The sequence below is a fragment of the Streptomyces sp. NPDC045470 genome, assembly GCF_040646595.1.
Classification (GTDB): Bacteria; Actinomycetota; Actinomycetes; order Streptomycetales; family Streptomycetaceae; genus Streptomyces.
Genome location: NZ_JBEZAN010000037.1, coordinates 26,637 through 39,988, shown reverse-complemented (window position 1 = coordinate 39,988; position 13,352 = coordinate 26,637). Strand labels below are relative to the sequence as shown.

Below are 13,352 nucleotides of genomic sequence, written 5' to 3'. Positions count from 1 at the left end.
CCCACCCCCGGCGGCGCCCCCCCCCCCCCCCCCCCTGGCGCGGGGGGGCCGCCCCCGGGCGGGGCGCGGGGGGGCGGGGCGCCCCGCCCCGGCCCCCCCCCCACGGCCGCGCGGTGCGCGGCCTGGTGGGTGGGGTGTGCCTGGTGCGGCTTGTGGGGTCTCCTGTGGGGGGGTGTTGCGGAGTGCTGCGCACTCCGGGGCGGGTCCGCTGCGCTCCCCCGCCCTGACGGTCCGTTACGGCTGCGCCTTCACTTCCCGAAGACCCGCTCCGCGGGTCCGGCTGACTGTGGGGGTGGGGGTTGCTCGTTCGGGTCGGGTTTCAGTGTAGCGCGTGCATCAGAGTGATGCAGCATGTAGCGTTGGCGAAAACACGGGACACCACCGGAGCCGCCGGGACCTCCCGAATTTTCGAGAGGAACGATTACAGATGACCGGTCACCATGAATCTACCGGACTCGATCCCGCGCTGAGCGGTGATTCTTTACGCCGAGTGAGCCAGTACCAGACGGCGGGCGTGAACGCCCGGTTGAAGGTGTTCGCGCTCCTGGAGGCGCAGGGCGTGCCTGCGAGCGAGGCGGACGACCTGGTCGCCTCACTGGAGGCCGGGGCTGTGGCCGGAGCTCAGTGCGAGGTGGTCGAGTTGGGCGGCATGGCGCCGGCTTCCCGGGGTGAGGTGTTCGCGGACGGCTGGGATGACGGCGTGACGGCCGTGAGCGAGGCCCTGGTGGGCATCGCGGACCGAGACTGGTCACGGCGCGGCGGTCGGTCGGCCCGGGCCGCCAAGCTGGCCGTACATATCGCGGACGTGCGCCAGCGGGAGGGGGCCGGCCTCGTGCGCCTGGAGACGTTCGTCCGGGAGACCGTCCTGCCGCGCACCCACCCGCACACCACCGAGCGGCGCCGGGCGCTGGAGGCGCTGGGCGAGGCCGGCGGTCTGTGCACCGCGCGAACGGTGAACAGCGACGGAGACGTCATCGTCTGCACGCTCGATGCCGGGCACTACGACCCGGACGACAAGCCGCCCTTCAAGGACGGAAAGCCGGGCGGCTGGCACAAGGCGGATGCGTCGATCTGGAACGACCTTGGTGCGGCCTGCCTTCCGCACGCGGCGATCTGTAAAACCACGGGAATTCAGGATTAGGGGAGGCAAGGAAATGTCAGATATTACGCTCAAGGAACACCAGGTAGACCAGCGCGCCGCGTTTCGCAGGTGGGTGGGATTTCCTGCAAGGTCATCTGTGCCCCCGCAGGGTGCCCGTGCCACGATCGTGTCAGCGACCGGGTCGGGCAAGACGATCACGGCCGCCGCGTGCGCCCTGGACTGCTTCCCGGGCGGCCGGATCCTCGTCACGGTCCCGACCCTGGACCTGCTCGTGCAGACCGCCCAGGCGTGGCGGGCTGTGGGACACACCGCGCCGATGGTCGCGGTGTGCTCGCTGGAGAACGACCCGGTGCTGAACGAGCTGGGGGTGCGCACCACCACCAACCCGATCCAGCTCGCCCTGTGGGCCGGGCACGGGCCGGTCGTCGTGTTCGCCACGTACGCCTCCCTGGTGGACCGGGATGCCCCAGAGGACCCGACGGGCCAGCGGAAGGTGCGCGGGCCGCTGGAGGCCGCTCTGGCGGGCGGGGAGCGGCTGTACGGCCAGCGCATGGACGGCTTCGACCTCGCGATCGTGGATGAGGCCCATGGAACCGCCGGTGATCTTGGCCGTCCGTGGGCAGCGATCCATGACAACCAGCGGATCCCCGCCGGTTTCCGGCTCTACCTGACCGCCACCCCGCGCATCCTCGCCGCGGCCCGGCCCCAGAGGGGCCCGGACGGCCAGGAGGCGGAGATCGCGTCCATGGCCGACGATCCGAACGGGACCTACGGCGCGTGGCTCGCAGAGCTCGGGCTCTCCGAGTCGATCGAGCGGGAAATCCTTGCCGGGTTCGAGATCGACGTCCTGGAGATCCGCGACCCCTCCCCCGTCCTCGGGGAGTCCGAGGAAGCCCGGCGGGGCCGGCGCCTGGCGCTCCTGCAGACCGCGCTCCTGGAGCACGCCGCCGCGCACAACCTCCGCACCGTCATGACCTTCCACCAGAAGGTCGAAGAGGCCCAGGCCTTCGCGGACAAGCTCCCGAAGACCGCAGCCGAGCTGTACGTCAACGACGCCACCGATGAGGACCTGGCCGCCGCCGACAAGCTCCCCGCGTCCTCCATCGACGCGGAGTTCTACGAACTGGAGGCAGGCCGACACGTCCCGCCGGACCGCGTGTGGGCGGCGTGGCTGTGCGGCGACCACACCGTCGCCGAACGGCGCGAGAAGATCCGCCAGTTCGCCAACGGCATCGACGCGGCCGGCCGCCGGGTCCACCGCGCCTTCCTCGCCTCCGTACGCGTACTCGGTGAAGGCGTCGACATCACCGGCGAGCGCGGCGTGGAGGCCGTCTGCTTCGCCGACACCCGTGGCTCACAGGTGGAGATCGTGCAGAACATCGGCCGCGCGCTCCGGCTCAACAAGGACGGCTCCACCAAGGTCGCAAGGATCATCGTGCCGGTCTTCCTGGAGCCCGACGAGGACCCGACGGACATGGTCGCCAGCGCCAGCTTCCGCCCGCTCGTAGCGGTCCTCCAGGGCCTGCGCTCGCACGATGAGCGCATGGTCGAACAGCTCGCCTCCCGTGCCCTCACCAGCGGCAAGCGCAAGGTCCACATCCAGCGCGACGAGGACGGGCGGATCGTCGGGGCCGGCGGCGAGAGCGACGGCGACGACCAGGAGCAGGATGACACCGATGCCGCTGCCGAGTCCGCGCTGCTGCACTTCTCCACCCCGCGCGACGCTGCCACCATCGCGGCATTCCTGCGCACGCGGGTGTACCGGCCGGAGCCCCTCGTATGGCTGCAGGGCTACCAGGCCCTCATCCATTGGCGGGCGGAGAACGAGATCACCGGGCTCTACGCCGTTCCCTACGACGTTGAGGTCGAAGTGGGAGTGACGAAAGATTTTCCGCTTGGGCGCTGGGTCCACCAACAGCGGAAGGCGTTGCGGGCAGGTGAGCTGGAGCCGCGGCGCAAGGAACTCCTGGACACCCCGGAGGCCGGGATGGTGTGGGAGCCGGGCGAAGAAGCCTGGGAGAACAAGCTCGCCGCGCTGCGCTCCTACCGGCGGGCCACCGGGCACCTCGCCCCCCGGCAGGACACCATGTGGGGCGAGAGCGACGCTGAGGGCCTGATGCCCGTCGGGCAACACATGGCCAACCTCCGCAGGAAGGGCGGCCTGGGCAAGGACGCGGAACGGGCGGCGGAGCGCGCGAAGCAGCTGACCACGATCGACCCGGACTGGAACTGCTCCTGGCCGCTGGACTGGCAGCGGCACTACCGCGTCCTCGCCGACCTCGTCGACGCCGACGGCCCCACCGTCCTGGCCGAGATCCAGCCCGGCGTGCTCTTCGACGGTGACGATCTCGGGCGGTGGCTGGAGCGGCAGGCGAACGCGTGGGCGGAGCTGTCGGAGGAACAGCAGCGGCGGCTGTCCGAGCTGGGCGTCAAACCCGCCGAGCGGCCCGCTGCGGCCCCGGCGGCCAAGGGCACCGGGAAGGCGGCCGGGAAGGCGGCAGCGGCCTTCCAGCGCGGTGCTGCGGCCCTCGCCCAGTACATCGCCCGCGAAGGCCACCACCGCGTTCCCAGAAACCACACAGAGGCGCTCACCGTCGAAGGCACGGAGGCGCCGGTGACCGTGAAGCTGGGAGTGTGGCTCTCGAACACCAAATCGAGGCGGGACAGGCTTACTCAGGAGCAGCTGGATGCGCTGCGGGAACTGGGCGTGGGGTGGGTGTAGGAGCCCCAGAGGTTGCCCCTCTGCCAAGCCGTGGCGAGTGACCCATAACGAGTGAGGCCGACTGGCGGTTATGAGAGCTGCAGATCAACGGACCGGGCAAGGCATGGACGGCAGGAATCGGAAGCTGGCTCCGTTAGGGACAGGATCGATGCCCCTGGCAGGTGGGGTGTGGCGCGTGGCACCGCTGCAAGGTGAGATGACGCAGTCGTTCTTGAGCCGGGTGGCTGCGCGTTATGGCGTAGGGCTCAGGGATCTGCTGGCGGCAATCGCTGAGGTGGGCGGGCTGTCGAACGTCACGGGTCAGACGCGGGTGGACAGCGAGGTGTATCTGAACCGGCAGGCTCGGGGTCGGGTGTCCCAGCTGTGCCGGGTCCCGGAGGGTCATTTGCGACAGGCTCTGCCTGCCTGGGCACAGGAAGAGCCTCGAAAGCGGTTCATCGCAGGCCCAGCAGCGCAGTTTCATCACACCGCGGAGAAGGTTGTGCCCTGGGGGCCGGCATGTCCTGAGTGCGCGGCGCGATCAGCCGGGCGCGCCGAGGGCGCGCGCTTGTACCTGGAGCCGCAGCAGCGGGTGTGTGCGCTGCACCGTCGGTGGTTGATGCAGGTGCCGGGCACGGCCGGCCGGGTGGTGAGGTTGCCGGCTGGGGGCGAGCAGTGGGTGCAGGCCCAGCGTCGTCATGCGAGGTTGCTGCGTCATTCCTCGGTGGCTGTGGAGGCGTTCGAGGTGGCTGCAGCGGTGACTGCCTCGTGGTGGTGGCAGGAGTGGCCGTTGGAACATGTGTGGCCCTCTCGACTACGGAGCCTTGGCAGTGGACGGATCGATCCGGAGGTGTGGCGGGTCCTGGCGCGGGAGCTGGTGACGTACCCGGAGACGGTTGCGCTCGCCACGCTGCTGGCCGATGGCGGGTTCCGGCAGGGCTTGATCGTCGACGCCCGGGGGCACGCTCCGTACCGGCTGGCCGACCTGCCGGTGCTGCTTTCGGCGGTTGCGCGCTGCGTGGGGCGCCCCTGGTACGGGGAACAGCTGGCGAGCGAGGTGTCGGGACCTTTGTTCGCGTGGGCGTATCAGTGCGTGCGGCCGCCGCGTCGCACCGGGTACGGAGAGCAGGCGATGTGGGCGGTCGCTCCGGCGCACCGTTTGCGCCCGCTGGTTGACGAGCTCGCCGCGCGGGTGTCCGTCGGGGCCGACGGGCAGAAGGCGGAGGGCAAAAGACGGCGGGGACTTAACCGCCAGTCTGATGAGTCCTTCACGGTCGGCCTGGCGCATGCGGGCCAGTACGTGCGCGACCACGGGAACCTTGCTGTTCAGAAGGACACCATGGTGGGGTCCTTCCGTTTTGGGGAATGGCTGCACAATGTGCAGACCAGGGCCTGGGCGCTGTCGTCGGATCGTGTCCGGGCGCTGATGGCCTTGGACCCGTGGTGGAACGTCCCCTGGTCGGTGCAGTGGCAGCGCTCGTACTACCGGGCGCGCGATCACGCCGCCGTGTACGGTCCGCCGGTTGCGGCCGCAGGGTTTGCCGGGACCGCCGTGCTGAACGGTGAGTGGCTGTATCTGCAGTGCATCCACTACGACGCCCTTCACCCTGAGCAGCAGCGGCTGCTGGCGGACATCGGCGTCACGGTCGAGGCAGCCCGTACCGCCCGGCCGCGGCGGGCCAGCATGCGGGCGCGTTTCGAGACAGGACTGGTGCACGCCCGGGCCTATGCCGCCGAGCATGGCCACTTGGCGGTCTCCGGCAAGGGGGCGGTGCACGGGGGGTATCCGCTGGGGGCCTGGCTGGTGGCCCAGCGCAGTAAGGCGCACCGGGCCGCACGGCCCACCGAGCGCTCCCGCGCGCTTGCTGCCGTGGACCCGTGGTGGGACCCGCCCTGGCCGCTGTCATGGCAGAGATCCTTCGCGCAGGTCCGTCGGCTGGTGCAGGACGGACACGCACTGGATGCGCGGCGTGGCTTTCCGGGCCTCGAAGCGGAGCTCGCCGTGTGGTTGTCGCACCAGTGCGCCGTGTACGGGAGTCTGCAGCGTGATCAGCAGTGCCTGCTGGCCGGTATCGGCATCACGGCTGAGGAAGCCGGCAAAGTCTCCATGACGGCAGAGGAAGCCAGGGCTGCCAGCCAGGCCGCAGCACGGCTGGGCGGCTCCCCCGGCTTGGCCAGCGCCCGGTCCTTCGCCGCGGCACGCGGGCACCTGGCGCTGCCCTTCGACTATGTGCATGAGGAGCATCCGCTGGGCCGCTGGCTGGTAGCACAGCGCAGCAAGGAACGCCGCCACCTGCGGGCGACGGGAGCCGCCTGGCCGCCCGGGCTGCACCTGACTGAGCTGGACCCCTGGTGGAATCCGCCCTGGCCCTTCCTGTGGCAGCGCCACTACCAGCAGGCCCGCACGCTATGGCGGGAAGGCAGGCTGCTCCTGCCCGGCCAGCACGCCCCGCCCGGCGACCGGGACGAGGGTGAAGATCCGCTGACGGTGTGGCTGCGCCGGCAGTGCGCCCGGCACGATGTCCTGCATCCAGAACAGCAGAACCTCCTCGCCGACATCGGGATCACCGCCGCCACCGCCCGCACCGTCACTGCGTCCCTCACTGCTGCCACCCCGGGGGAGATCGGGCTGGCCCATGCCCGCAGCTACGCAACCGAGCACGGGAACCTGGCCGTGACCGACCGCACCCGCCACAACGGGCACCCCCTGGGGAACTGGCTTTTACGCCAACGCCAGCGCGCCCGCGCCGGGCGCATCGAACCCGCCCGGATCACCGCGCTCAACGCCCTGGACCCCTACTGGAACCCGCCCTGGCCCCTCGCCTGGCAACGCGCCTACCACCGGGCCCGCGCCGCCACCGACAGCGCCACCCTGACCAGCACCGAACGCCGCTGGATCAGGACACAAGCACAGCTATGGGACAGCCTCCACCCCGCCCAGCAGCAACTCCTCGCCCACCTCGGCACCACCGAGCCTGCCGCCATACCTGTGCAAGCCCGTACAACTGCGCGCCGCTACCCGACGGGTGAGGGGCTGCCCCACGCCCGCGCCTACGCCACCCTGCACGGGCACCTCGCGGTATCCATCCATACCCACCAGGACGGTTTTCCCCTGGGACGCTGGCTCGTGCAGCAACGCCGCAAAGCCCGCTCAGGCCAGCTGTCCGCCCACGCCCTGCAAGAACTCACCATCCTCGACCTGTGGTGGAACCCGCCCTGGCCCTTCACCTGGCAGCGCACGTACCACCAGTACCGCACCACCCGCGCCGCCGGGCGACCCATCCCACCCGAACTTCAACGCTGGGCCCGCGAACAGACCAACCTGTGGCACCAGCTCCACCCCCACCAACAAGGGCTGCTGAACAGCATCGGCATCTGTCCCGAGGCTCTGCGCTGACAGGCAGCTTGCTCCCCCCTCGGCAGTAAGACTTCCGAGAGTGATCACATAGAGCTACTCTTTGCTCCTTGTAGGAGGGGGATGTATGCGGTACGAGCAGCGTGCCTACGCGCGGGTTAAGTTCCTTGAGCTGATGGCGGAGTTATACGAGAACGAGTTTGAGGACTTCTTCCACCGGCTCATGTGTTCGAGATACCCGGACTTCCTGGATGTGCGCACGGCGGGCAGCCTGGGCGACATGTCAGCCGACGGTCTCACGCTGCATAGCCGCAAGCTGTATGCCTGCTACGCCCCGCAGACCGTGAAGCCAAGCAAGATCCGTGAGAAGTTCGACGGCGACCTGGCCGGCGCGCTCGCCAAGCGCAGGGGACAGTTCGACACGTTCGTGTTCGTACACAACGACCGTCGCGGCGTTCACCCCGAAGTGACAGCAATGCTGTCCGAAGCGGCCGCGGGCACATCGGCACTGCGCTTTGAACAGATGGGCAGCCGCCGCTTATGGCATGAGTGCATGCAGCTGGACCAAGTGACGGCTGAAGACGTCCTCCGATGCGAGATCCCGATCAAGGAGATGACCTTCGGAATCGGGATGGATGATCTCGAACCGCTCTTGAAACAGCTTCAGGAGCTCCGCGCTTCCCCTGATCCGCTCATGCCTCTGCCAGATGTGCCTGTCGAGAAACTGGACTTCAACCGGCTCGATGGCGAAGCGCGCGAGGATCTGCTCCGCGGGATGCGGCAAGCCCACCTCGTGGATGCCTTCTATGCCGGCAACATGCGGGAACTGGAACACGATGAGGTCGCACAGGGCTTCCGCGTGTACTACGAGCAGGTGCGCAGGGACTGGGACGATCCGGAAGACGTGCTGTGGCAGCTCCAGATGTACGTGCTGGGCAACGCACAGCCGCGGCCGAAGGTGCTGCGTGCGGCCCTCGTCGTCCTCGCGCACTTCTTCGGGCGGTGCGACATTTTTGAGGCGCCTCCGGCTGGCTGGCAGCCCGGGATCGGGATATCGGCGTGATCACCCCTACCAAGGGCATTGCACCAGAGCGGTGCCTGCTCGCCGTCGGTGCCCAGATCCTGCTGCAGCTGGACGAACCGCGGTCTGTCAGTCAGACGTGGTCCCGGCTGAAGACCTGGCGGGCCGAGCACAGCCACACCTCACCCGTATCGTTCGGCTGGTTCGTCCTGGCGCTGGACGTGCTCTACAGCATGGGTGCCGTGGAGCTGGCCCAGGACGTCCTCGTTGCAAGGAGCATGCATGCTGCGCCGCTTGAGCGCTGACGACGAGCGCTTCAAAGAGGTGTCCTTCACCGGGGGCCTGAACCTGATCGTCGCGTCCACCACCACCTCATCCGCGGACACTGACAGCCGCAACAGCGCCGGCAAGTCCAGTCTGATCGAGCTGATCCATTTCTTGCTCGGAGCGCGAGCGACAAGCACCACGCTCGCCATGAACAAGGCACTGCGGAAGACGACGTTCACTCTTGAGATGGACTGGCCCGGCCTCAGCAGTCCGCTCACTGTTCGCCGCGGCGGACAGCGTGCCGGATTCGTGATGCTGAGTGAGGACGTCACCGGGACGGACGACGGTGCCATCTTCCCCCGCACAGGATCCGTGGAGCTGCCCGTAGAGCGGTGGACACAGCTGATCGAGCGGGACCTCTTCGGTCTGCGCGGTGACCATCCGGGCGTGAGCGGAAGGGTGCTGCTCTCCTTCCTGGCTCGGCGTATTTCGTCGCATGGCTTCAACGAGCCGACCCGTACCTTCTCCCGGCAGTCCGCTCCGGAAGCCGCCTCCAACCTCGCCTACCTGCTGGGCCTGGACTGGCAGCTCGTCGACGAGTACAGACAGCTGGCCGCCCGAAAGGCGACACGTGCTCAGCTGAAGAAAGCAGTCGATGACCCCGTATGGGGGCGCATCGTGGGCTCCACCGCAGACCTCAGGGGCCAGATCACGCTGGCCGAGGCACAGGTGGAACGGCTCCGTGCACAGGTTGCAGCCTTCCAGGTCGTCCCCGAATACGAACGTCTCAAGGACAGAGCGGACCAGGTCAGCCGACGTATCAAGCAGCTGGCGCAGGAAGATGTGATCGACCAGCACAACCTCGAAGAACTCCAGGCAGCCGTCACCGAGACCACCGACGTTGAGGTCGACTACCTCGAACCCGTCTACCGCGAGCTCGGTGTCATCCTCAACGATCAAGTCCGACAGCGGTTCGAGGATGTGAAGACGTTCCACCACTCAGTGGTCCGCAACCGCCGACGGTTCCTGGAAGAAGAGATCGCCGAACTCACCGAGCGGCTCCAATCACGCCGCGCCGAGCGGGCACGCTTGGGCGAGGACCAGGCCCGCCTCCTACGAGATCTTGCCGAGGGAGGAGCGCTGGAAGCACTGACGGCCCTGCAGACGGCTCTCGGCCGTGAAGAGGCAGCGCTCCAGGCACTGCGTCACCGCTTCGAAGCGGCGCAGACTCTCGAAGCCAGTGCCCGGCAGATCACCGCGAAAAGCGTAGAACTTCAACAGGCCGTCGACACCGATCTCCAGGAGCGCCGACGGCAGACCGACGAAGCCATCCTGCTGTTCTCCCACTACGCCCAGCGCCTCTACGGGGAAGGGCGTGAGGCCTACCTCGCCATCGAGGCCGGCCGCAACAGCCTGACCATCACTCCGCGCATCGACAGCGACGGCAGCCGCGGCATCAGCAACATGGTCATCTTCTGCTTCGACCTGACACTCGCGGTCCTGGCACACCGGCACGGCCGTGGACCCGACTTCCTCATCCACGACAGCCACCTCTATGACGGTGTCGACGACCGGCAAGTCGCCGCTGCCCTGAAGCTCGCCGCCGAAGTCACTGCCGAGGAGAACCTGCAGTACATCGTCACGATCAACACGGACAGCCTGGGCATGGCCGCACAGCGCGGCTTCGATCCCGAGTCCTACATCCGCAGCCCCCGCCTCACCGACGAACACGAAACCGGCGGCCTCTTCGGCTTCCGCTTCAAAACCGCAGGCAGGAAGTAGCCCGCCGAAGCACACAGGAAGCCTGCGTCACGGCCGGTAGGTCATCCTTACGAGTGAGAGCGCCCAGTTCGTGGGTTGAGCGCGTCTGGCACGTAATTGGCTGTCCGGCGTGGAACGACAAGGTGACGGCGAGCGCTCGCAGCAGGCTGTCAACATGCATAGCGGAGCGGGCATCGATGCGGCATTTGCTGATCCATCCGGCCGTGTGGAGCACCTGCCGTGGGAGCAGTCGGTCACATCAGTACGGTTCGAGAACCTGGCTCAGATCTCCGCGTTTCCAGTGATGCCAGGCCGCCGGTGGGGGCCGGGCTGGTGGTGGTCGGCGACGACCGGACGGCATGTGGTGCACGGTTCGGCAGCGATGCGCACCCAGTTGATGGTCCTGGACCGGGATCCGGACGTGACCGGCCTGGCCGCTCGCCCGGTACGGCTGCTGTGGCGGGATACGGCCGACGGGCGGGTGCGCTCATGGGTGCCTCAGCTGTTCGCCCGGTACGCCGACGGCACCGGCCTGCTCGCCGACTGCCCCTCCAGCCCGACCACCGGCGGGGACAGGGCGCAGCGGGCACGGATGGTCCTGGAGGCGGCGTGCGCGCGCGTGGGCTGGTCCTACCGGCGCCTCGTGCCGCCTCCAGCGGTGGTGGCGGCGAACCTGCGATGGCTGGCCGGCTACCGCCATCCTCGTTATCAGGGCCCGCCCGGGATGCGGGCCGCGCTGGCCGAAGCGTTCGCCGGGCCCCGGCCGCTCACCGACGGCGTAGCCGCGGTGGGCGATTCCTTTCAGGTCCTACCAGCCGCCTATCACGCGCTGTGGTGCGGGTATCTGACAGCGCCTCTCGATGAGCCGCTGCACGAGCGGGCGCTGATCTGCGCTGACGCAGACCGTGGACAGGGCGTCGAAGGACGGCTGAGCAATGCCGGCAACGATCCGGAGAGAGGTTGAGCCCAGTGGGCGGCACACACGGTAAGAGCCGGCGGCCGGTGGTGGAGGTCGGCGCGCACGTCGTCTACCGGGGGCAGACCTGGCAGGTCGCCGCGCTGCAGGGCCAGCGGGTCTACCTGCTGCAGGAGGACGGTGCCGAAGCGAGCCTGCTGCTGGGGCGGTTGTTCGCCGACCCGGGCTTCGAAGTGGTGGGTGCGCGGGCGCCGGACGCGGTGCCGCAGTGGGGGCTGTTCGAGACCGTTCCGCTGGCGGCCCAGCAGCGGGCTTTGGCGTGGCTGCCCCACATCCGGGAGGTGGAGACCGGGTGGCCGCACCCTGAAGGCAGCCGCGAGGGGCAGGCGATGCGGCCGGAGTACGACCCGGAGCGGTGGACGCTGGCGCAGCGGGATGCGGCCAAGGCGAAGGAGCTGGCGGCGCTCGGCTTCGCGCGGGTGACGCGTACGACGGTGGAGCGGATGCGGCACGCCTACCGCAAGCAGGGCTTGTGGGGGCTGGTCGACAAGCGTGCGGTGCCGGCCCGCGGCCGTCATCCGACGGGGTATGCCGACGAGCGGGTCGTGGCCGCGGTGCTGGAGGCGCTGCGGCGCCAGCGTGGCCGGTCGAAGGGGACGGTGAAGGGACTGCAGGTGCTGGTCGGGCAGGTCCTGGAGGATACGCACGGGCGCGGGGTGGTGGAGATGCCGTCACGCTCGACGTTCTACCGGCTGGTGAGCGTGCTGGCCGACCCGGCCGACCGTCCGGGACGCCCGGCGCGTACCGCCACCGCGCCCGCCCGCGCCTCGTCGGCGCCGGTGGTGCTGCGGCCCGGGGAGCAGGTGCAGATCGACACCACCCGTCTGGACATCATGGCCGTCCTCGAGGACGGCAGCCTGGGCCGGCCGGAGCTGACCATCGCCGTCGACGCCGCCACCCGCTCCATCCTGGCCGCCGTCCTGCGCCCGCACAGCACCAAAGCCGTCGACGCCGCCCTGCTCCTGGCCGAGATGGCTGTTCCGCATCCCGCCCGCCCCACCTGGCCCTCAGCGCTGCATCTGTCTCGGGCCGAAGCGCCCTATGAGCGGATGCTGTCGCTGGACGAACGCCTGGAAGGCGCGGCCGCACGGCCGGTGATCGTGCCCGAGACGATCGTCGTCGACCGCGGCAAGATCTACCTTTCGCAGGGCTTCGTCGCCGCCTGCGAGACGCTCGGGGTGAGCGTGCAGCCTGCTCCACCGAGGCGGCCGCAGGCCAAGGCCGTGGTGGAGCGGACCTTCGGCTCGATCAACGACCTGTTCTGCCAGCACGTCGCCGGCCACACCGGCTCCAGTCCCCAGCGCCGCGGCTTGGCGACGGCGGCCGAGACTCGGTGGACGATCCCTCAGCTGCAGGACTTCCTCGACGAATGGATCACCTGCGGCTGGCAGAACCGGCCCCACGACGGACTGCGCCACCCCGTCCTGCCCAAAACCGCCCTCACCCCGAACCAGATGTGGGCCGCACTGATCACCATCAGCGGCTATGTCCCCGTCCCGCTGACCGGGGCCGACTACCTCGAACTGCTGCCCGTTCGCTGGCAGCCCATCACCGAACGCGGCATCCGCCTCGACTACCGCACCTACAACCACGACATCCTCGACCCCCACCGCAGCCAGCGCTCCCCCGTCACGGCCAGGGACGGCAAGTGGGAGGTCCACCACAACCCCCACGACGCCCGCCAGATCTTCGTCCGCCTCACCGACGGCCAGCTCCACGAAATCCCCTGGATCCACCGCGACCACGTCCACCAGCCCTTCAACGACGCTCTCTGGCGCCACATCCAGACCGAGGTCGAACAACGCGCAGACCGCGAGACGCACGAAGCCGACCTCGCCGACGCCCTCGACCAGCTCCTGCGCCGCACCCGCAGCCCCGCCGGTACGGAACACGAAACCAGCCCTCGCAAACGATCTCGCGCCCGCGGTACGGCCGTGCAGCTGCCCGACCTGCCCGGGCAGCGGCGCCCCCTCGCAGCAGAGACCGCACCGGCCCCGGAACCGGACTGGAGCGAAAGCCTGGACGACCTCACCAGCACCGACCCGGCCACGGAGCCGGGCACCGGCGATCCGGAAGGCACAAGCGCGGCACCGGCCGAGACAGGCGGCTACGGGCTGTGGGACGCCGAAGCAGAAGCCGAGCAGTGGTGAACACCTCGCCGGGCACGAG

At 69.2% G+C, this 13,352-nt stretch carries 8 protein-coding genes; all 8 read left to right on the top strand.

The features are described 5' to 3' along the window. Positions 1-427: 427 nt before the first annotated feature. The 8 genes from AB0A97_RS40690 to AB0A97_RS40655 all read left to right on the top strand — a co-directional run bounded on the left by AB0A97_RS40690 (position 428) and on the right by AB0A97_RS40655 (position 13,333). Complete coding sequence (locus AB0A97_RS40690; protein ID WP_361160887.1) at positions 428-1,141, top strand: hypothetical protein; 714 nt, start codon at positions 428-430, stop codon at positions 1,139-1,141. 13 nt (positions 1,142-1,154) lie between these two features. Beyond that, positions 1,155-3,824 (top strand): Helicase associated domain protein, encoded by a 2,670-nt coding sequence (locus AB0A97_RS40685; protein WP_361160884.1) that lies wholly within the window; start codon positions 1,155-1,157, stop codon positions 3,822-3,824. Between the two features lie 175 nt (positions 3,825-3,999). Next, positions 4,000-7,200 (top strand): helicase associated domain-containing protein, encoded by a 3,201-nt coding sequence (locus AB0A97_RS40680; protein ID WP_361160881.1) that lies wholly within the window; start codon positions 4,000-4,002, stop codon positions 7,198-7,200. Positions 7,201-7,285: 85 nt separating this feature from the next. Then, the gene (locus tag AB0A97_RS40675) at positions 7,286-8,221 is read left to right on the top strand and encodes an ABC-three component system protein (protein ID WP_361160878.1); all 936 of its coding nucleotides are present in this window, start codon (positions 7,286-7,288) and stop codon (positions 8,219-8,221) included. Continuing rightward, the gene (locus AB0A97_RS40670) at positions 8,218-8,484 is read left to right on the top strand and encodes an ABC-three component system middle component 6 (protein WP_361160875.1); all 267 of its coding nucleotides are present in this window, start codon (positions 8,218-8,220) and stop codon (positions 8,482-8,484) included. The genes AB0A97_RS40675 and AB0A97_RS40670 overlap by 4 nt, the downstream gene beginning before the upstream one ends. Beyond that, positions 8,462-10,228, top strand: a complete 1,767-nt coding sequence (locus tag AB0A97_RS40665; RefSeq protein ID WP_361160872.1) for an ABC-three component system protein — start codon at positions 8,462-8,464, stop codon at positions 10,226-10,228. Before AB0A97_RS40670 ends, AB0A97_RS40665 begins: the two co-directional genes overlap by 23 nt. Positions 10,229-10,337: 109 nt before the next feature. Next, positions 10,338-11,171, top strand: a complete 834-nt coding sequence (locus AB0A97_RS40660) for a TnsA-like heteromeric transposase endonuclease subunit (protein ID WP_361160870.1) — start codon at positions 10,338-10,340, stop codon at positions 11,169-11,171. Between the two features lie 5 nt (positions 11,172-11,176). Beyond that, positions 11,177-13,333, top strand: a complete 2,157-nt coding sequence (locus AB0A97_RS40655; protein WP_361160867.1) for a transposase — start codon at positions 11,177-11,179, stop codon at positions 13,331-13,333. Positions 13,334-13,352: the final 19 nt, after the last annotated feature.